Source organism: Microcoleus sp. N9_B4, from assembly GCF_036701635.1.
GTDB lineage: Bacteria > Cyanobacteriota > Cyanobacteriia > Cyanobacteriales > Microcoleaceae > Microcoleus.
In genome coordinates, this window is the sequence record NZ_JAUBRC010000009.1 from 157103 (window position 1) to 177924 (window position 20822).

At 45.5% G+C, this 20822-nt stretch carries 19 protein-coding genes; 8 read left to right on the forward strand and 11 right to left on the reverse strand.

Annotation, left to right across the window (positions count from 1 at the left end):
- Positions 1 to 33: 33 nt before the first annotated feature.
- On the forward strand, positions 34 to 300 hold the full coding sequence (locus QUA43_RS08800; protein WP_333372872.1) for a MafI family immunity protein: 267 nt from the start codon (positions 34 to 36) through the stop codon (positions 298 to 300).
- A gap of 75 nt (positions 301 to 375) precedes the next feature.
- Here QUA43_RS08800 and QUA43_RS08805 read toward each other — a convergent pair whose 3' ends face one another.
- The 6 genes from QUA43_RS08805 to petC form a co-directional block, all read right to left on the reverse strand.
- On the reverse strand, positions 376 to 858 hold the full coding sequence (locus tag QUA43_RS08805; RefSeq protein WP_333372875.1) for a hypothetical protein: 483 nt from the start codon (positions 856 to 858) through the stop codon (positions 376 to 378).
- A gap of 51 nt (positions 859 to 909) precedes the next feature.
- Positions 910 to 2016: an FAD-dependent oxidoreductase gene (locus QUA43_RS08810; protein ID WP_333372878.1), complete on the reverse strand. Its 1107-nt coding sequence runs from the start codon at positions 2014 to 2016 to the stop codon at positions 910 to 912.
- Positions 2017 to 2254: 238 nt separating this feature from the next.
- Complete coding sequence (gene psbQ / locus QUA43_RS08815; RefSeq protein WP_333372880.1) at positions 2255 to 2698, reverse strand: photosystem II protein PsbQ; 444 nt, start codon at positions 2696 to 2698, stop codon at positions 2255 to 2257.
- A 111-nt stretch (positions 2699 to 2809) separates the two neighbouring features.
- The gene (locus tag QUA43_RS08820) at positions 2810 to 3661 is read right to left on the reverse strand and encodes an alpha/beta fold hydrolase (RefSeq protein WP_333372882.1); all 852 of its coding nucleotides are present in this window, start codon (positions 3659 to 3661) and stop codon (positions 2810 to 2812) included.
- Between the two features lie 105 nt (positions 3662 to 3766).
- Positions 3767 to 4756, reverse strand: coding sequence for a cytochrome f (gene petA / locus QUA43_RS08825; RefSeq protein WP_333372884.1), 990 nt, complete (start codon positions 4754 to 4756; stop codon positions 3767 to 3769).
- Positions 4757 to 4992: 236 nt separating this feature from the next.
- A complete protein-coding gene (gene petC, locus QUA43_RS08830; protein WP_333372886.1) occupies positions 4993 to 5535 on the reverse strand; it encodes a cytochrome b6-f complex iron-sulfur subunit in 543 nt (180 codons plus the stop codon).
- 214 nt (positions 5536 to 5749) lie between these two features.
- Here petC and QUA43_RS08835 point away from each other — a divergent pair, with 214 nt between their 5' ends.
- Both QUA43_RS08835 and QUA43_RS08840 read left to right on the forward strand, forming a co-directional pair.
- Positions 5750 to 6067, forward strand: coding sequence for a DUF3067 family protein (locus QUA43_RS08835; RefSeq protein ID WP_190661639.1), 318 nt, complete (start codon positions 5750 to 5752; stop codon positions 6065 to 6067).
- Between the two features lie 411 nt (positions 6068 to 6478).
- Positions 6479 to 6787: a carbon dioxide-concentrating mechanism protein CcmK gene (locus QUA43_RS08840; RefSeq protein ID WP_006631236.1), complete on the forward strand. Its 309-nt coding sequence runs from the start codon at positions 6479 to 6481 to the stop codon at positions 6785 to 6787.
- A 116-nt stretch (positions 6788 to 6903) separates the two neighbouring features.
- Here QUA43_RS08840 and tatC read toward each other — a convergent pair whose 3' ends face one another.
- The 3 genes from tatC to QUA43_RS08855 all read right to left on the reverse strand — a co-directional run bounded on the left by tatC (position 6904) and on the right by QUA43_RS08855 (position 11378).
- Positions 6904 to 7749, reverse strand: coding sequence for a twin-arginine translocase subunit TatC (gene tatC / locus QUA43_RS08845; protein WP_333372889.1), 846 nt, complete (start codon positions 7747 to 7749; stop codon positions 6904 to 6906).
- A gap of 199 nt (positions 7750 to 7948) precedes the next feature.
- Positions 7949 to 8893, reverse strand: a complete 945-nt coding sequence (locus tag QUA43_RS08850; protein WP_333372891.1) for an NAD(P)-dependent alcohol dehydrogenase — start codon at positions 8891 to 8893, stop codon at positions 7949 to 7951.
- A 310-nt stretch (positions 8894 to 9203) separates the two neighbouring features.
- On the reverse strand, positions 9204 to 11378 hold the full coding sequence (locus QUA43_RS08855; RefSeq protein ID WP_333372893.1) for an EAL domain-containing protein: 2175 nt from the start codon (positions 11376 to 11378) through the stop codon (positions 9204 to 9206).
- Between the two features lie 245 nt (positions 11379 to 11623).
- On the opposite strand from QUA43_RS08855, the gene QUA43_RS08860 reads away from it, so the two are divergent.
- Entirely contained in the window at positions 11624 to 15484 is a 3861-nt protein-coding gene (locus QUA43_RS08860; protein ID WP_333372896.1) for a PAS domain S-box protein, read from the forward strand.
- Between the two features lie 76 nt (positions 15485 to 15560).
- On the opposite strand, the gene QUA43_RS08865 is transcribed toward QUA43_RS08860, so the two are convergent.
- Positions 15561 to 16169: a hypothetical protein gene (locus QUA43_RS08865; RefSeq protein ID WP_333372898.1), complete on the reverse strand. Its 609-nt coding sequence runs from the start codon at positions 16167 to 16169 to the stop codon at positions 15561 to 15563.
- A gap of 162 nt (positions 16170 to 16331) precedes the next feature.
- On the opposite strand from QUA43_RS08865, the gene QUA43_RS08870 reads away from it, so the two are divergent.
- The 3 genes from QUA43_RS08870 (at position 16332) to QUA43_RS08880 (ending at position 19019) form a co-directional block, all read left to right on the forward strand.
- Positions 16332 to 16607, forward strand: coding sequence for an SDR family oxidoreductase (locus tag QUA43_RS08870; RefSeq protein ID WP_333372901.1), 276 nt, complete (start codon positions 16332 to 16334; stop codon positions 16605 to 16607).
- A 137-nt stretch (positions 16608 to 16744) separates the two neighbouring features.
- Positions 16745 to 17842, forward strand: coding sequence for a DJ-1/PfpI/YhbO family deglycase/protease (locus tag QUA43_RS08875; RefSeq protein WP_333372903.1), 1098 nt, complete (start codon positions 16745 to 16747; stop codon positions 17840 to 17842).
- A 472-nt stretch (positions 17843 to 18314) separates the two neighbouring features.
- A complete protein-coding gene (locus QUA43_RS08880; RefSeq protein WP_333372906.1) occupies positions 18315 to 19019 on the forward strand; it encodes a rhomboid family intramembrane serine protease in 705 nt (234 codons plus the stop codon).
- Positions 19020 to 19105: 86 nt separating this feature from the next.
- Here the strand turns inward: QUA43_RS08880 and QUA43_RS08885 are convergent, their stop codons facing one another.
- Positions 19106 to 20269 (reverse strand): Ig-like domain-containing protein, encoded by a 1164-nt coding sequence (locus QUA43_RS08885; RefSeq protein ID WP_333372909.1) that lies wholly within the window; start codon positions 20267 to 20269, stop codon positions 19106 to 19108.
- Here QUA43_RS08885 and QUA43_RS08890 point away from each other — a divergent pair.
- Positions 20241 to 20822: hypothetical protein (locus tag QUA43_RS08890; RefSeq protein WP_333372911.1), on the forward strand; the 582-nt coding region annotated here is incomplete at its 3' end. The two genes, QUA43_RS08885 and QUA43_RS08890, sit on opposite strands and share 29 nt — an antisense overlap.

Consider the following 20822-nt stretch of genomic DNA (forward strand, 5'->3'; position numbering starts at 1 on the left):
CGATCGCGATCGATCCCAAAAGGAGATAGACTCATGTTTGACTATAAACTTGTAGAAAGTAAACTCCATGAAGTCATTAACATCGTGAAACCACAACTGTCAGACACTCAAATAGAATTTATGGTTTCAGATATTCAGGCGGGCGAGTGGAATCTGGCGTTAGAGACTTTGTGCGATATTCTCATTGAAGAAGAAATTCCCATAAATTTAAAGGCTTATGAACTTTTGCAAGAAGTGGGCAATATCTTGAACATGGAACGGGAAACTTGGGAGATGTTAAAAGTCCACGTAACTCCTTGAGAATAGAATATGTAGATGCGATCGCTGCAAATCCCAGAGAAATTGCAGCAACAAGTCCATAGGCCTTAATACAGATTAAGCGTTAGCTGACAGAAAAGGAATGCTTTCGGCTAAGTTATCCTTAACTTCAATGCCCTGTTTTCTCGCCCAAAACTGGCTCAAAAAGTGAATTTGCCGCAAGCCGACAACTAAATTTAAACCTGGTACAAAAATCCACCAAACTGTTAGCGGTTCTTTGATTCCTTCTTGGCGGTATAATTCGTTAACTGTGTTGTAAAGTTTGAACTGCACGATGTAAATCCAAGCAATACCGAGGAGGGAAAACCAACCAAACCATCCGGGAACGTCAGGGTCGAATATCCGCAAAGCTTGGGGGACGGCTACTCCTAAAACAAAGGGAAGCAAGCAAAGAGTTCCCGACCAACCACTGCCGTTATAGCGACGCAATTCTTCTTGAATAATCCATTTGTACCATCCGTAATATAGCAGCAAGCTGACTCCAGACAGCAAAAGGACTCGCCACAAAGAGCGCGGTTTACCTAAAGGTTTGTCGGACATATTTAGATGTAAGATATGAATGGCTATCTTGATTGTATTAACATTTGTTAATTATTGCAAAATCATTTCTCGAATCGATCGCGCTGTTGCAGGGGCCAGCAGAACACCGTTGCGATAGTGGCCGCTGGCGATGAGAACGCGATCGTTACCGGGAAGCATCTCGATAATTGGGGCCGGCCGCCCTTCCGGCCGCGGGCGCAATCCTGACCATTTCCTGATAATTTCAGCTTCTGCTAAGGCCGGACAAAGTGATCTCGCCTTTGCCATCACTTGCGCCAACATATCAGCATTCGCCTGAATTTCCCCGCCATTTTCGGAAAACTCCACCGTCGCCCCCACCCAAAATTCCTGATTTTCCAAAGGCACAATGTGAACGTCATCGCAAGTAATTACTGGCCTAAAATCTGGGTTTCCTACAGAATTTGCCGATCGCAAATGCAGCGCTTGTCCCAACACCGGGCGAATGTCAATCAGTTGATTTAATGATGCTGTTAAAGCAGAAGAACCTAAACCAGCAGCTAAGATTAACCAATCGAAATTTTCAGCAACAGGCAAGATGCCTGTTCCACAAGATGGGGAGTTTGTTGTGGGGTGGGCATCTTGCCCGCCCATGAGGTCTTGAACTTCTACCCCAAACTCGAAATTAACTCCATTTATCTTAGCAGCATCAACCAAAGCCAAAGTTAGCGCCGTCGGATCGACTTGCCGGTCTTCAGGCGAATAAATCGCAGCAATAATCTGATCATTTAAAGAGAGATGAGGGCAGAGATCGCGCACTCGTTCCCGATCCCAAAGTTCCAATTGCCAACCTTGAGATTCGCGAGTGGCTATCAACTTTTCCCACTTACTTAAATCCTCTCCCTCCGAACAAAGCATTAAAATTCCTTGTTTGTTAAAAGGAATTTTTCGCCCCGTAACTGCTTCCAATTCGGGAATCAAAGTTTCGTAGCGCTGAAGGCTGGTTTCCCTCAACTGCCAATTTCTACCCTTAGTTTTGTGGCTGATAACTCCCATCAAAACACCGAGTGCAGCGCCAGTAGAACCTTGTGCCGGCGGCTGTTTGTCGAACACAGTAACTTTCAGTTCGGGAAATTGACTTAGTTCAAAGGCGATCGAAGCCCCAATAATACCGCAACCAATAATTGCAACGCGAACCATTCAATTTTAGATTTTAGATTTTAGATTTTAGATTAACTGCTTCCTAGGTTTTGTCCATATAAGCCTTTTTCGGGCGGGCAAGATGCCCGCCCCACAAGAAAACTGATTCTTTCTTTGTGGAACAGGCATCTTGCCTGTTCTTGACAATGATACGCCCCACAAGAAAACTGATTCTTTCTTTGTGGAACAGGCATCTTGCCTGTTCTTGACAATGATACAAGATGTGAGTTAAGGCTAATTAAGCTTTAGGAATTAGCTGCAAGAAGGTATCGAAATCATTGACAGCTTTTTGATAGCTTGCCGTGACTTTTGCATAGTCAAGCTCTTTAGCTGCCAGATCAATGTTAACCAACTCAGTAAACAAACTCTTAGTTAAATCAACAGCTTGTTGTTGAGAACTAGGCAACAAACTCGCAGAGACGGTTTTCATGGTGTTCCGCAAGTCGCCTAGAGGCCCGTGAATGTAAGTTCTGGTATCAATCCAATTCCGTTTTTGAATTAAGGTTCCCAGTTTATCCATGCGCGAGCGGAACTCTGTCAGGGTAGGAACATAGCGCTCAATTTGCTGGATTTGGGCTGCTGTGTAAGTCGTTGGAACTTTTGCTTCGACACTGCTGCAACTAACCAGAAATGCCATCAAAAACGCCATCATCAAGGCAAAAATTGAACGGGGACGAGTCATATCGATTTTAGATTTTAGATTTTAGATTTCTCGTTCTCAGGAAGAGGCTGGGAATGCAGCTCGGCGAGGAGCTGGTTCACTGACCTAGCACCGAGAGTTATGTACAAAATATTATTTTACCTCCTGGCGGCGCAGAAAAGTGATCACAGCATTGCCAACTTTTTCTGACCAATGTTCTTGAGGATAATGCCCCGCTTGTTCCAGTGTGACTAACTCTGCATTTTGCAGGGAACTGACTAGCTTTTGAACTGGTTCAACACTCAGCCAAGGATCTGTCAAACCCCAGACAAATAAAGTTGGTCGAGTCCATCCTTTCAAGCCGGATTCAATTTCGGCCATTGACTGCGGCAATTGAATATTGCGGACTGTATTCATCAGCGATCGACCTGCATCCGAACTCTTCAAAAACGGGCGGCGGTAAACATCTAAATCCTTGTCTGATATTGTCTGGCGGCTGCCACCTTCGAGAGTTCTGTCAATCAAAAGCGGGTCTTGCGTCATCATGTCGCCAATAAAAGGCAGCCCCAACTGTTGCATTTTCCAAGGCAACTTGATATCTGGTGAAACTGGTGTATTTATGACCGCTAGACGCTCAATTTTATCGGGATTGCGTAAAGCGTATTGAATCCCGGCTGAAGCTAAAAATCCTTGGACAACGAGGTAAAATCGGTCTAATTCTATAGCTTGAATAAAGCCAGCGAGGGCGTCAACAAAAGCATCGGGAGTGTAGGCAAAGTCGCGCTTGTCGGGTTTTGTCGATCGCCCGTAACCCACCCAATCTGGGGCGATCGATCTAAATCCCTGTGCCGCCAAATCCGGCATCATTACAGTCCAGGTAAAACTCTGGGACGGCAAACCGTGCAGCAGCAGTACGGGGGGTTTCTCAGTTGCGTTAACCGGATTTGTTTCCCGATAAAACCATTGCAGCGGCCCTACTTCAACTATCTTCTCATCAATTAACATTATTTTACTTGTTATTTATCAAACAATAAGGCGGGGAATACCCGCCCTACTTACCTAATAGTTGGGTGCACACATAGTACCTTACCCAACTAATTACAGCCGCGTTTAGAAATTCATTTCAGCAGCTTGAACTTTTTCGACCTGTTTCTTCTTGAGAACCAGCATAATTTGAGCCAGCATGGTTATAGCCACGAAAGCCATCAATCCTTTAACTCGATCGGCACTTTGCAGCACGATCTCCACGTCTTTTTGACCGAAGCCGCCCACATTAGGATTGTTCGTCAAAAGTTCGCCTGCTGCAACTGTTTGTCCTTCAGTAACAATCAGTTCTGGGCCTGCGGGAATCGTATCAACAACGGCTGCACCTTCAGCAGGTTGAATTGTCACTTCATAACCGCCAGCTTCCGGTTGAGCGATCTTAGAAATGCTGCCAGCTACCGAAGCATTGTAAACAGTATTATTGGTCTTTTCGCCAGTAGGATAAACCTGACCGCGACCGCGGTTGCCACCAACATAAATTTGGTATTTGCCGTAGTGAACGGACTTGTCAGTTGCCGGATTCGGCGACAAAACTGGGAATACCAATTCTTTGTACTGTTCTCCCGGTACTGGGCCGACTAAAACAATATTTTCTTGGGTTTCGCTGTAAGGTTGGAAGTAAAGATCGCCAACTTTTTCCTTCATTTCCTCGGGAATTCTGTCAGCGGGAGCAATCTTGAAACCTTCGGGCAACATCACAACTGCACCGACATTCAAGCCACCTTTGCTGCCGTCGCCGACAACTTGCTGCACGCTAGTATCGTAGGGAATTTTGACAATAGCTTCAAACACTGTATCTGGCAAAACAGATTGCGGTACTTCAACTTGAGTCGGTTTTGCACCGAGGTGACAGTTAGCGCAAACAATGCGACCTGTTGCTTCGCGGGGAGTAGCGGGTGCTGTTTGCTGAGCCCAGAAAGGGTAAGCAAATGCTGCTTGGGGAAGTGCGATGTCGCTGGTGAGGAAAAATCCTGCGGCTACGATCGCAATTAAGGCTGTTTTCGCGATCGTCCTGGCACTGCGGCGAAATATCGCAGATAAATTAGTTTGTGGCATTAGAGTATTCAATCTCAAAGGTCAGACAATTTAGTCATTGGTCATTAGTCATTGGTCATTGGTCATTGGTCATTGGTCATTGGTCATTGGTCATTAGTTATTGGTCATTAGTTGTTGGTTATTAGTTATTGGTTATTAGTTATTGGTTATTGGAACTAACTACTAACTGCTAACTACTAACCACTAACGACTGGCTACTAACTACTGACTGCTGACTAATGACTAATGACTAACAACTATGACCACCAAGGTTCTTCGCCGGTGCGGAAATCTGTTTCTTTCCAAGGGGTAAAAGCGATCTTGTCATCTGCGACAGTGGCGTGGGCCAGGGCCAGAGACAAAGGCGCTGGGCCGCGCACCACTTTGCCCTCATTGTTGTATTGAGAACCGTGGCAAGGACAGATAAACTTGTTTTCGCTAACATTCCAAGGCACGACGCAACCCAAGTGAGTGCAAACTGCATTGATGCCGTAGTCGGCGATAGATTGGTCTTCTTTCACCACAAGATAAGTGGGGTCGCCTTTGAGACCTTGGGCTAAGGTACGATCGCCCGCAGGGTGCGAAGCCAAATATTCGCTAACGATGATGTCGTTACCCAAAGCATCTTTAGCAGTCACTCCGCCCCCAACTGCCCCACTCGACGGAGGAACAAAATATTGGACAACGGGATAGAGTGCGCCCAGTGCCACACCTGTGACTGTACCGAACGTCAGCAAATTCATAAATTGGCGACGCCCCATATCGGGGACATCAGGATTTCCAGCAGAAGATTGAGCCATGACCTGCCTTTACGGTTTTAAGTTACGTTTGTTTGTTAGCTGTTAGCGAACCTGTACGTGCAGAGGAAGGAGGATAATTGCCGTTAATCTGCTCGCACAAATTTTAAGCCGCGAAAATTCCTTTTAAGAATGCGCCTTCCAGCCTTTATTAGAGTATTATTACATTTTTTGAACTTTGTCTTTTATTGTTTAATGGATTAACTCAGGAGCAACCATGACGGGCAAGGATTTACACCAGCTACTCCTAGAAAAATGGGGAAAGTCTTACGATATCAGATTGCGGCGAACGCGGGGCAAGATTTTTGTGCAAGTTATGTGGAAATATCTAGAACAGGCATCTTTTCCGATGACGGAGGCTGATTATTTCGAGCATTTGGATGCGGTGGCCAATTACCTCAACGGCTGGGGGAGCACTGAACAGGTGAGAGAATATATCGTAACTACTCGCGATCGCCCCCGTTTGGGCAAAGCTGTCAGCGTTCCTCTAGATTTGGGTGAAAGAGCCTCGGAGTGGTTGCTAGACGAGTTTTGAATCAGTCAGTCGATTTTAGATTTTAGATTTTAGATTTTAGATTGACTCCACAGCCGGGATCTGGGGGAGTTCCCTAAAGTTTTGTGTCGCGCCGCGGCTGGATTAGTTGAGCCCAAAGTCCCGAAAATCGATCGGCGAGCTTGTCATACGACTTGCCGCTGGTGAGAAACTAAGCTGTGGCGCATCTAATTTGCACAGTTGTTTTGATTCAAAGTCTTGTGTGGCGGGCTTTGCTGCGCGCCGCCAACTGTGGGATTTAAATGCCACAACAGTTTCTGGGGCTTTTTAGGGGCTTTTTAAATTTTGGGCGATCGTCCTTCATTCTTACCAAAATCATCGGAACCAATTTCTGTCAACAATTTCACATACAATGAGTGTCAGATATCTTGTGAAATTTAGGAGAATGTTGTAATGGGTGTTGCACTGGGAATGGTTGAAGTCTTAGGATTTCCCGCTGCAGTAGAAGTTGCGGACTCAATGGTGAAAGCAGCCCGTGTTACTTTAGTTCGCTATGAGAAAATAACCCGCGCCTACTGGACAATTATAGTGCGAGGAGATGTTTCTGAAGTGCAAGCAGCAGTGGCTGCTGGAATTGAATCAGTTAAAAAGGTCGATGGCGGAAAGTTGCTATCGTATCACATAATTGCTCGTCCCCACGAGAATCTGGATTACGTTTTGCCGATCGGCTACACTCCTGAAGTCGAACAGTTCCGAATGTAGTCAAAGTTTTGACAAAACTTTGGTGTTGAATTTTAACTTTTAGTAATTATAGAGGCGCGGGCGATCGCGTCTCTATATTTTTTTGCTGCGAGTCGATCGATCTTTCTGTAAAGTTTTTAGCGCCCTAAAAGCTTTACCAAACCAACCCCGCCAAAATACAAGCTCAGCACCGCACCTCCTAAAAGACTTTGCGTTAAAGGGTCAGTAGAAGGTGTTAAAACCGCTCCCAAAACAGCCGCTCCCAAGACTACATACCGCCAGCCGGAGAGCATTTGGTTAGAAGAAACTATGCCCAAAACGCCGAGCAATACTTGGACGATCGGGATTTGAAAAGCTAAGCCGGTGCTGAACATTAACAACAGTACAAATTTAAAGTATTTGTCGATCGACCACAACTGCTCTACAACATCCGCCCCATAGGTAACAAAGAAATTCAGCGCCGCCGGAATCAAAGCGATGTAAGCAAATACTAAACCGCCCAAAAATAGGAAACTCGAACCGAAAAACACAGGCCCCAGCAACCTGCGTTCTTTGCGAGTCAAACCGGGGAGAACAAACAGCGCTATCTGGTAAAAAATAAACGGACTGGCGAGGAGCAAACCGCTGTATCCGGCTACTTCGATAGAAACAAAGAAATACTCGCCGGGAGCTAGTTGCAGAAACTTGACGGGGCCGGCCGGTACTTCTAGCAGTTGCACGATGGGTTTAACTGTGAAAAAGCAACCGATTACAGCGATCACTACTGCAATTAGCGAGTAGAAAAGTCGCTGCCGCAATTCTTCTAAATGGTCGAATAAAGACATTTCAACTTCGTCAGGAAGTTCGTCTAGAAATTCGTTTTCTAAGTTGCGAGAACCCATCGCACCGCCTGCGATTGGTGCAATGCTGTTTTCCGGGCTAATTGCTTCGAGGTTGTTGTCGGAACCTTGTTCGGATGTCTCCAAATTTGAGGGAGCAGTCATAGGAAATGGCTAATTGGTAAGGGGTTATTGGGAAGGGGAATGGGTAATTGAAAATTGGTAATTGGTAATTGGTAATGGAGAATAGTTATTTCATAATTGCTCCGACTTCTTTCTTCATTCTTCCTTCTGACTTCAGCAGCAGAAGGAACGATCGATAATTAATCCGTGTAGCGGTGTCAAAATCCGTGTCGTGCCTTCATTATTCAATCACGATCGCAATTTTGCCGATCGCGCGGCCGGTTTCGCTGTAAGCGTGGGCTGCTGCTACTTCTGCTAAGCTGTAAGTGCGATCGACAATCGGCTCAACTTGATCGGATTCTATTAACTCCCGCAACGCCCCTAAATCGCTGGTGTTGGCATTGGCGACAATTAATTTAGCTTTTTTATCCGATATAAACCAGCTTGTTAACATCGGTGCGAGGTTCTCTAAACTCGGCAAAGTCGAGATATAAACTCCCTCTGGTTGCAGCACTTTTTCGCATTCAGCAAATGTTCTTGTCCCCACAGCATCTAAAATTATATCATATTTATCGCTTTGTTGAGCAAAGTCAATTTCGGCGTAATTCAGGACAAAATCGGCTCCCAAACTCTTGACCAATTCTCTATTTTTAGCACTGCAAACTCCCGTTACTTCCGCATTCATTGCTTTCGCAACTTGCACGGTAAAAGTGCCGACTCCGCCGGAAGCGCCGTTAATCAATACTTTGTTTCCTGATTGAAGTTGACCCAAATCCCTGAGCGATTGCAAAGCAGTTAAACCTGCGATCGGTACTGCTGCTGCTTCTGTATGAGTGATGTTTTTCGGTTTAATTGCTGCATCCGATTCTGGCACGACAGCGTATTCGGCACAAGCACCGCCATTGATGGGATTTAAGAAAGTATAAACTTCATCTCCCGGTTGAAATTTGGTGACTTCCCGGCCGACTTCCACGACAACTCCCGATATGTCCGAACCGACTATTCGAGGAAAGTTATATCCTGTTAATAGTTGCAGGTGTCCTTGCCGGATTTTCCAGTCAACGGGATTGACGCTGCTAGCGCGAACTCTGACTAACAATTCGTTGGATTTGGCGATCGGCTTGGACAATTCTCGGTACTGCAATTCCTCGGCTGAACCGTAGCGATCGAACGCAACTGCTTTCATGGCAAATTTTCCGGTTTATTTCCAATAGAACACTCAATCCTTTACAATTACAGCACATTCGATCTAAATGTGACACAGTAAATTGATATCATTTCCGGTTACACTCCTTATGATGTTGACGGTTGACTGTTGACTGTTGACGGTTGACGCCGTGAACAGTCAACGCCGTGAACAGTGAACTCGAATTTACTATTCCGATGCTAACGGATTTGATATGAGTCAGCCTTGTAGCAGCGGGCGATCGACTCTTGGAGGCCTCCAGACAGGACGCAGGCGTGAGGCAATGGGTTCGCTGGCAAGCGTGCGATGGCTAGCGATTAAAATTAATAGGGACGGGGCGGGCGATCCCATAACCCTGAGCATAATCTACTCCAATCTCTCGCAATTTTTCTAAGATAGTCTCGTCTTCGACAAACTCAGCTATAGTTTCGAGATTCATCGCATGGGCAATACGATTAAACCCTTCAACGAGCGCTTGAGAAATCAAATTATGACTAATATTCTTGACAAAAGCACCATCAATTTTTAGATAATCCACTGGTAAATTCATCAGATAAGCAAAGGAACTCAACCCACTGCCAAAATCATCTAAAGCAAAGCAACAGCCAATCTTTTTGAGTTCGGTCATGAAATATCTGGCTTGTTCAAAGTTTGCGATCGCTGCGGTTTCCGTGATTTCAAAACCAATGGTTTGTGGGGGGACTTGGTAGCGAGAAAATTGTTCGGTCAAAAACCTCAGAAACTGATTGTTACTAATGCTAGCCCCAGAAAGATTGATCGTATACAAGCCTTGACGAAGAACATCTTTATCCGGCAAGTTGTGATAATTAGAGAAAAAAGTCTCGATTACCCAACAATCGATCTCTGTTATCAAGCCGTAACGCTCGGCGGCGGGAATAAACTGATTTGGAGATACTATTTTTCCATTTTCATCCAGCATTCTGACCAAAATCTCATAATGCTCTACTAATGGTTTAGAGGTAATAGAGACAATCTTTTGGTAGTAGAGACAAAAACGATTGGTTTCCAGCGCTCGGCTGATTTGGGAAATCAACTGCCTCTCACCACGTTGTTTAATTAGTTCGCTATCATCTAGACTATAAATATGAACACAGTTGCGGCCTCTGGCTTTGGCGGCATAACAAGCTGCATCAGCCGCTCCCAGAAGCTCCATCAAATCTTGACTGGTTTGGTCAATGGCAACAACTCCAATGCTGACTCCGATGATAAAGGTTTTGCCATTCCAAATAAACCGAAACTGATGCACTATGTCTTTGAGATTTTCCGCAATCTGAGTTGCTTGAGATAGTGGACATTGAGTGAGCAAAATACCAAATTCATCACCTCCCAAACGAGCCAGTGTGTCACTAGCACGGACTCCCTGTTGAATAAGTGCGGTGATTTGGCGCAGTAGCTCATCGCCAGCAATATGACCTACGGTATCGTTAACGACTTTGAACTGATCTAAATCTAAATAACAGAGAGCGTGCTGCTGATTGCTATCTTTAACAGAGGCGATCGCCTCAACTAGCTGCTGCTCAAATCTTCGACGGTTGATTAACCCCGTCAGGGCATCGTGATTCGCTTCCCAAGAGAGTTGACGGGTGAGATAGCGCGATTCAGTAACATCATGAAAGACGATGACTGCCCCGATAATTTGACCTTGGCGGTCTCGAATGGGTGCTGCCGAGTCAGCAATGGGATACTCGGTTCCATCATGGGAAATCAGAATAGTATTGTTAGCTAAGCCCACAATTCGCTCCTCTAATAGAGCCTTGTTTATAGGATTCTCTACTGGCTCTCGCGTTACTTGATCAACAATTAGGAATAATTTAGAGAAAGGAACTCCTTGAACTTCATGAATTTTCCAGCCTGTCAGTCGCTCAGCTATAGGATTGAAATATCTCACATTACCTTGGGCATCAGTAGTAATAACCCCATCACCAATTGATTGCAGTGTCACTTGAGCCAATTCCTTTTCGGCAAAGAGAGACTCTTCGAGACGTTGCCGTTCTTCAATTTCTCTCAAGAGACGTAAATTTTGCTTTTGGAGGCTTTGTTGCAGCCTTCGGATTGTTAGGTGGGTTTCGACACGAGCTAATACTTCTTCGACTTGAAATGGCTTAGCAATATAATCTACCCCTCCCGCAGCCAGCGCTTGCACCTTATTAAAAGTTTCATTTAGCGCACTTAAAAAAATTATGGGAATGTCTACGGTGCGCTCATCAGATTTTAATTGTCGGCAAACTTCATACCCATCCTGATCGGGCAACTTAATATCTAGTAAAATTAACTCCGTCGATGGAGATTGGGCAGCTCGGATAGCCATTTCCCCTGTTATAGCACTACGAACTTTATAACCCTGTGCGCTCAAAGTATCCCTGAGAAGACGCAGGTTATCAGGCAGATCGTCAACAATTAAAATATTGCCTCGGTAGTTTGTAGCTCGATCGCTAATCCTATCGCTAGTTCTATCGACAATCATACTCATTTCCCTAGTTTCCTGCTAGAGGAATATAAACATATGCACAAATAGTATAGTTTAATTATTCGGTTAAAAAAGTCACTTTACCCACAAAGAAGTCCTGCAATCCCCGATATATTGGGTTGGCAAGGGGGCGCAGCCATACAAAATCTGAATAGTTCGGTTAGGGGCAGTCCCCCCGTGGTTGCCATTCTTGGCTTCGCCTAACATCAGAAGAAGAGTGTTTCAACCCAAGCAGCCGATTTATGAACAAGCGCATTTCTCAAATGGCAAGCCTATTCGTCATTGCGATCGGGTGCGTCGTCCTGTTGGGTTGGCAATTTGACATCTCCGTACTCAAAAGTGGTTTTCCCGGTATGACTTCGACCATGAAAGCAAACACGGCACTTTGCTTTTTGCTGGCTGGAGTGTCTTTGAAATTGTTGCAGTACCAAAGAACCCGACTGCACAATCGCATCGCTCAAGGGATGGCAGGATTCATAATTATCATCAGTGTGCTGACGCTGAGCCAGTATATTTTTGGTTGGAAGCTGGGTATTGATGAGTGGCTTTTCCGAGATTTCGTGTCTTCAGCGACTCCTTATCCGGGAAGAATGGGAGTCAATACCGCCCTAAATTTTGTGCTGATGGGAGTAGGATTGTTACTGTTAGGGCAAAATTCCCCACGGGATACTTGGTTGGCTCAGATTTTTAGTAGTGTTGCAGCTTTAATTTCTCTACTAGCTTTATTTGCACACCTATTCAATGTTGATATTCTTGAACGGTTGGTCACAATTACGACGACTCCACCCCCAAACACGATCGTCACCTTTTTCATCCTCTATGGAGGAATTTTATGGCTCCGCCCCAAGGAAGGATTAATGCAAGTAGTAAGCAGTCCCCTGGTCGGCGGAGTAATGCTTCGGTGGTTGCTGCCTTGGGCGATGATCTTTCCGGTGACACTGAACTGGTTCACTCTTCAAGGACAAAATTTAGGCTGGTATAACGCTAATTTTGGCTATACATTGCGTTCAACTGTTATGGTTTTCACGTTCTCAATTCTCATCTTGGGGACGGCTCGCTTTTTGAACCAGATAGATGATCAGCGCCAACAAGCCGAAACAGAAATTAAAAAACTTAACGAAAATTTAGAAATTCTTGTGGCTGAACGAACAGATGCTTTACAAAAATCGCAGGCTCGTTTTGCCGGAATTCTAGAAATCGCCAATGATGCAATCATTTCAGTCGATCGCACTCAACGCATTACCCTGTTTAATCAAGGGGCAGAAAAGATTTTTGGCTATAAAATTGAGGATATTTTAGGGGAGGCACTGAATTTACTGCTGCCAGAACAGTTTAGAGATGCACATCCGCAGCATATCAAACAATTTGCACATTCTTCTAGCAGAGCGCGAAGGATGGGAGAACGAGGCGAGATTTTGGGTCGTCGTCGAGATGGAACGCAGTTTTCGGCTGAAGCCTCTATTTCTAGGCTGGAAATGGGAGACGAAACGGTGTTTACCGTTATTCTGCGCGATATTAGCGATCGCAAACAAATTGAAATGGCTTTACGAAACAGTGAAGAGCAGTTTCGCCATGCGTTTGAAGATGCCTCTATCGGGATGGCGCTCGTTTCACTTGATGGGCACTGGATTAAAGTCAATCCTGCCTTATGTCAGATTATTGGCTACTCCTCAGAAGAGTTGTTAGCGTTAACTTTCCAAGACATCACGCATCCTGACGATTTAGACGCGGATCTTAGTTATGCAAATCAACTATTAGCAGGAACAATTTCAACTTACCAACTGGAAAAACGGTATTTCCATAAACAAGGACATATTATTTGGATTATTCTTAATGGATCGCTAGTACAAGATGGACAGGGAAATCCACTGCATTTTATTTCTCAAATCCAAGAAATTACCGCTCGAAAAGAAGCTCAAAAGACCCTAGAAATTCAAAGCGTTATCATGAATAACATGGCAGGCGGAGTGTGTTTGATTAAAGCCTCAGACCTCACGATCGTCTACACCAATCCTACATTTGACGCTATGTTTGGCTACACAGAGGGCGAACTAGCCGGTCAATCCCTTGGTGTCTTGAATTATGTCGATACAAAGGTTACACCAGATGTAACTGTTCTAGATATGGTCACTCAAATTGAACAGAGCGGGGAAGCGAAATATGAAGTCCACAATAAAAAGAAAGATGGAACTCTCTTTTGGTGCAGAGTTCATACATCCATGTTTGAGCATCCTGAATACGGAACTGTATATGTTGCCGTTCAGGAGGACGCAACAGAGCTAAAACTGGCTGAGCAAGCCTTGCAAGCAACCACAAATCGCCTCAACTTTCTCCTAAACTACAGCCCCGTTGTCATTTTTAGCAGTAAACCTGCTGGCGATTATAGCGCCACGTTCATCAGCGAAAATATCAAAGATATATTGGGCTACGAAAGCCGCGAGTTTTTAGAAGATTCTAAATTTTGGGTGAATCACTTACACACAGATGATGTAGAACCAGTGCTTAATGGCTTAGCAAATCTATTCGTTAATGATTTTTACTTCCACGAATACCGTTTTCGTCGCTCCGATGGGGTTTATCGCTGGATGCTGGGTCAGCTTAGGCTAATTCGAGATGGTTCAGATACACCAGTAGAAATCTTAGGATATTTAATTGACATTGGCGATCGCAAACAAGCTGAGTTGGAATTTCAGCAGGCAAATGAAGCAAACCAAGCCAAGACTGTCTTCCTCGCCAATATGAGCCACGAACTCCGCACCCCCCTCAACTCAATTTTGGGATTCACGCAATTGATGAGCTACGAGAGAAATCTGACTCCTTCTCTCCAAGAACGTTTACAGATTGTGAATCGTAGCGGTAGACATTTATTGGACTTGATTAACGATATTTTAGATTTATCCAAAATAGAGAGCGGACGGATGACACTCAATCCTTCTGAGTTTGATTTGACAAGTTTGCTGACTTCTATCGAAGAAATGTTCCAAGTTAAAGTCCAATCTAAAGAAGTGCAGCTAATTGTCGATCGAGATCCCGACATTCCTCAATTTGTGCATAGTGACGAGAAAAAACTCTATCAAGTCTTGGTCAATCTGCTGGGTAATGCGATTAAGTTTACCAATCAAGGAAGCGTCACCCTACGGGTAAGAGCAACACAAAGAGACCAAACATCCTGCCACCTATGTTTTGAAGTTGAGGATACAGGCGTGGGAATTGCGCCCACAGAAATTAATAAATTATTTAAGGTTTTTGTGCAAGCCCAAGCTGGAAATAATTTGAGTCAAGGCACGGGGCTTGGTTTAGCCATTAGTCAAAAACTCGTCAAACTTATGGGCGGTCAGATTCGGGTTAAAAGCACTTTAAACCGAGGTAGCACTTTTTCCTTTGAGATTGGTGTACAGTTACCTCAAGCAGAATCCTTACCCCCAGAATCAATTAATCAAAGAGTAATTAGTTTAGCTCCCGGACAACCGACTTACCGCATTCTTGTTGTTGAAGATTTAGAAGACAATCGCCGCTTGTTAGTCGAGATCCTTACCTCCATTGGGTTTGAGGTGAGAGAAGCAACACAGGGAGTTGAGGCAATCTCACTGTGGGAGAGTTGGCGGCCACACCTGATTTTCATGGATCTGCGAATGCCGATCGTGGATGGCTACACAGCTACTAAATATATTAGAGAACGCCCTCAGAGCCAAGAAACTGTCATTATTGCTTTAACTGCCACTGTTTTGGAAGAAGATCGAGAGAAAGTTCTTATGGCTGGCTGTAACGACTTTATAAGCAAGCCATTTCAGCAGAGAGAACTTTTTGACAAACTCGCTCAATATTTGGGAGTGCAATATATCTACGAAGTCGTAGAACAAACTCCACAAAAACAATTAGTTGAAACGGTGTCTGTAGAAGATATATCCATGATGCCCCCTGAGTGGTTAGAACAAATGTATCACGCCGCTTACTATCTCGATACCGAAGTTATGAACGAATTAATCGTACAAATTCCCGAATCTCAAGCAGGTTTGTCCAAGGCACTAACTGATTATATCAATAATTTTAATTCTGATCGAATTATGGAGTTAATTCGACCTCTGCTGCCGAATCCACTGTAATTATCGAGTTTAAGGACAAAAAAGTTATATAGCATTCTTTTTTGGAAGTGGTATTAATTATTTGACGCGTTATTTGTTACTTATTGCATCGATCGCTGGAGTTGTAAACAATGGTACTGAAGCGTCCGTCAACAGTTCCCACTTCCACACAATACCCCGTGCGGTTTTCTACATAATAGGCACTTTTGCCGCCCTCAAAGGTTTGGGTTGTGCGGTAGGTGTAGCCCCGTCGTTGCAATTCTCCCTCTGCTTGCCCCGCTTTAGCTCCCACGAGGTCTTTTAATTGGGGAGGCACGGTACTATAGAGGTTTTCGGGGGTATTACCTTTGTTGATAGTAGAGGCGGAAGAGGGAGCGCGTTCGTTCTGATACACGTAAACCGATTCGTCACTAAAACGAAAGATGGTCGCCGGGCCGTCATTTTCTCTCAGAACTGACATCTGGTTTTTATACAGATATTCGTTGTCACCATTGGGTTTGAGTTCATAGGTAATGCCATCTTCCCGTTGAATGCGGATCAAGCCTTGACGCTGAGAGAAGGTGCAATTGACGACTTTCGATGCGCGGTCTTCCCCCTTGGGATAAATGTCACAGCGAGAATTAACGGTTTGAGCTTGGGTTGCTGAGGCGATCGCCAGGGTTGAAAAGGTGACGACAGCAGAGAATAGAGCGTTTTTAAACTTCATTTTTGACCAAATTAAGAGTTTTGGAGGGTTAATAAAGTGATAGTGCTTGAATTTCACTAGCCTGGTACTGTATGAACAGTATTGATATTAAAGCTTATCAGGCCTCAAATAAACTCGACCAATTTTGTTCACCATGAAGTTTATTACTGAGCCCATCCGCTAATGCGACCCCATCTCAACAGGAACCATCGCTACAACTCGGCTTTTCTGTCAATAACCTGGATTTGCCTGTTAGCGCCAAAAAGACTCACAGATTGTTTGTGGTGTTCTTTCCTGATGCAGGAGTATGGGGAAGCTGATATCGTGCGCGATATCCCGATCGGCAAAATCGCTCCTCCTCAAGATGTTGCCAATGTTATCGCGTTTTTAGCCTCCGGTTTGGCTACGCACGCTACCGGGACTACGATCGACATTAATGGAGCCTCTTATGTGCATTGAGACAATTACTGTAAAATACCTCTCAAGGCTCACGCTGACCTCTTTTAAAACAAACTAATTTATCACTTTAGCAAGACGCTAAAGACATCATAAATCATTTAGGGTTATATAAAAAGATAGTCTGAGGAAATTTGATTATGACAACCGATAATGGTAGCAACACAAAACGAGTTGCCATACTCATTGAAAATGGAGTTGAAGATTCGGAATTTTTAGTTCCTTACAACGCCTTAAAACAAGCAAATTTTGATGTAGTTGTTCTCGGTTCGCGGACAAACGAAAAGTATGCAGGGAAACAAGGAAAAGTTGCCCAGCAAGCTGACGGAACTACCACAGAAGCAGTGCCCGCAGAATTCGATGCAGTGATAATTCCCGGCGGCATGGCTCCCGATACGATGCGGACTAACCCCAACACAGTAAGGTTTGTACGAGAAGCATTTGAGCAAGGAAAACTCGTCGCTGCTGTTTGCCACGGCCCGCAAGTTTTGATTGAAGCCGACTTGCTCAAAGGCAAAAATGCGACTGGCTTCTTGGCAATTAAAACAGACATGATTAATGCCGGAGCTAACTACATTAACGAAGCTTTAGTAGTTGACGGCAACTTGATTACTTCCCGCCAACCTGGAGATTTAGCAATATTTACCACCGCAATTATGGCTCGCCTCGGTTACGGCGGAAAAGCAGTCGGTTTGCCAGAAGAAACTGACACAAATGCAGAATGGTGGAAATTAGCTAATGGTTGGGGAGGTTCTACACAAGGCGACATTGTTAAAGGTTTGAATACCGCCCTCGCAGGGGAACGCTATGCTTGTGAAGCCTTTGAACATTATGCCGAAAAAACGCAAGATAGCGATTTGCGATCGCTCTTGAAAGAAATGATTCAAAACAAACAGCACCACATCATCGCTCTGGAAAGTCGCCTCAACGATTTCGGTGAAAAACCCTCAATTCCTGCCCAAATTGCTGACAAGTACGCTAAATTAAAAGCTTCGATGCAAGGAACCGATGAAACGTTCTTACTGCGGAGCACTCTCGGTGACTTGCAAACCGGTGTTGTGGATATCAACAACCTGCGGGTGAAGTTCACAGATCCGGTATCAACTGCGATTTTGACAGAGATAGAATCGGATTTGTCTAAGTGTGAACAAGTCGTTGCTAAACTCTTCCGCGCCCGTGCAGTTTCCCAGGAAATTAAGTCGCCTAAACCTTCGACTAGCCCCGCTGTAAAAATGTAATCAGCAAGGGGATAAATAATACCATTTATCTAAAATCGTGCAACACTCTTCGACCCCCCCTAGCCCCCCCTTGCAAAGGGGGGGGACAAGAATACTGTTGCATTCTTTTTTAAAATTGGTATAAGTTTGTAGTTTTGTTGAGAGGTGAAAACCCGCACCAATATCGCAACTACAAACTTGCTCTGCAATCCTACAATATACCGCTTTGCGGTAAAATAAAACCCAACACTAAAAAGCAGATATTCAACTAACTGCAAGGTGGAGGGTTTTATTAAATGGGTTGTATTTTTGTTTCAGCCCCCCGGATACATCCGTCAAGTCGCTTGCTTCAATTCTTCAATTATTCAATTCTTTAAATCTAAAATCTAAAATCTAAAATCGATTGGCTTGTTCCCTCTTCCTTTAGACAGGAGACACATGGGCTATAAATGCGCTACTGTGTTGCCAATATTTTGATGAGGAAAAAAAGGCTGTGGTTCCCTTACGCGATGAAAATCCCATTACTATCACTCCCTACGTCACCTACGGGCTGATTGCCGCAAACATATTAGTATTTTTGTACGAACTCAGTTTGGGCGATCGACAATTAACCGAATTTTTCTACTCTTGGGCCGTAGTTCCTTGCCAGTTAAGCAATATGTGTCAGGTGGCTCTGCCAGTTTCGCCATTTCCCGAATGGACGACACTAATTAGCTCCCAATTCCTGCACGCAGGCTTTCTCCACATTGCCGGAAATATGTTATTTTTGTGGATCTTTGGCAACAACGTAGAAGACCGTTTAGGACACGTCAAATTTATAATATTTTACCTTACTTGCGGCGTTTTAGCGTCACTAACTCAGTGGTTTTTTTCCTCAGCATCGGCCATTCCGTCCCTGGGTGCTAGCGGCGCGATCGCAGGCGTCATGGGAGCTTACATTCTCAGATATCCCCAAGCCAAAGTTCTGACACTGCTACCCTTGGGAATCTTTATTACCACCGTCAGAGTCCCCGCTTTCTTCTTTCTAGGATTTTGGTTTGCACAGCAAGCATTGAGCGGCCTGGCTTCCTTGAATGCCCCGGCAAGTGTCGGCATGGAATCCGGGGGAGTTGCCTACTGGGCCCACGCCGGCGGCTTTGTTTTCGGCGCTATTCTCGGCCCTTTGTTGGGATTGTTTTCTGAAGATAATCGGATTTAATTTTTCACCGCAAATAAACGCAAATAAACGCAGATAAACTGCCAAGGAAATCGGCGTTTATCTGCGGTTTCAAACCTCTTATCTTCCTAGATAAACGTTAAGTCAAATTCCGAAAGAGCAGAAACCCCTGTTACACCATTTAACTTCGCCAAAATGCGAGAATCGCTGCCGGTGAGGTTATTGCCATTGCCGTCATAAATAATGTAAGTATTGCCGCCGGAATCATAGGCAAACAAGAAAGCAGTTCCTCCCAGAATATTTGCAGAAACAGTTGTCTGCACATTCAGCAGAACTTGGGTGTTACCGCCCAGATTCGCAAATCCAGGGGCAAAATTAAACTGATCGGCGATCGGCACACCGAGACCGCTAAAATCAGTAATCACATCGTATCCGCCCGCGGCGATCGCAGCCTCGATCGCCGCCGAAGAAGCCGCATCAAAAGCCGGCCCACCTTGTGCAGGGCTGGTATAGCGGTATTGATTGCTGCCGCCGCCCCCTGTCATGGTATCTGCACCCAGGCCACCTACGAGCACGTCGTTATCCAAACCGCCGTTAATCGTATCGTTGCCGCCTTGACCATCAATAGTATCGCTGCCCGCCAAACCGTTCAAATTGTCCGGCAAAGAACCCCCAACCAAATTGTTAGGCCCGCTATCAGCCGGCAAGATTTGAACGGTGACAGTACCTACGCCCGGAACTGTCCCGAATCCGTCGCTGACGCTGTAGGTGAAAGCAGTTGTACCCGCTACGTTGCCAGGGATGAATTGCACTTGAGAGACAAGATTTACAGCTATCCCCAATTGCGGTGTGCTGACATTGATAATGTTGAGCGTCCCTTTTTGCGGGCTGGAATCGTTCGCCAGTACGTCGATGAAAGTGGGCAGCAAATTATTCGTACTCGTAAATACAATGCCGTCATCAACAGCAATCGGCGACAGGATAGTTGGAACAGTTACGGAGGTATCGAAAGAATTGATGTTAATCGCGACTGACGCTGCTGCCGTGCCGCCTTGGTCGTCAGCTACGCTGTAGCTGAAAGAACCGGCTTGCCCGATCACGTTTGTTCCAGGTTGAAATGTCAGCCCAAGTAAATCCTGAACGGTTAACTTTTGGTTCACGGTGAGGGGGTTCGTACCCGTAATTACCTGACCAAAAGTAGGATTGGGAAGTCCGACTACCGCGATCGACAGTGGCTGGCCCTCCGGGTCGCTGGGCGCCGAAATGCTCAGAGACAGAGGCAAATTCTGCAAACCAGTCACCGTCTTGCCCGCTTCCACGATCGGCGGCTGGTTAGGAGTCGGAGATGTAAAACTCGGCGGAGTCGGCCCCCCGCCCAAAGGCGGAGGAGTTGGGGGCGCCGCAGTTGGAGTGGGGACTATGGAAGGGCTCGGACTCGGAGTTGTCCCGCCCGCAGTCGGAGTCGGAGTCGGACTCGGAACCTGTGTCGGCAATGTCCCCGGTGATGGAGTTGGACTCGGAGTTGTCCCCGGTGATGGAGTTGGACTCGGAGTTGTCCCCGGTGATGGAGTTGGACTCGGAGTTGTCCCCGGTGATGGTGAGGGACTCGGACTCGGTGCCGGAGTTGGAGTCGTCGTCGCCGGAGTTGGAGTCGTCGTTGCTGGTGTCGGAGAAGGTGTTGTCCCCGTTGCTGGTGTCGGAGAAGGTGTTGTCCCCGTTGCTGGTGTCGGAGAAGGTGTTGTCCCCGTTGCTGGTGTCGGAGAAGGTGTTGTCCCCGTTGCTGGTGTCGGAGAAGGTGTTGTCCCCGTTGCTGGTGTCGGAGAAGGTGTTGTCCCCGTTGCTGGT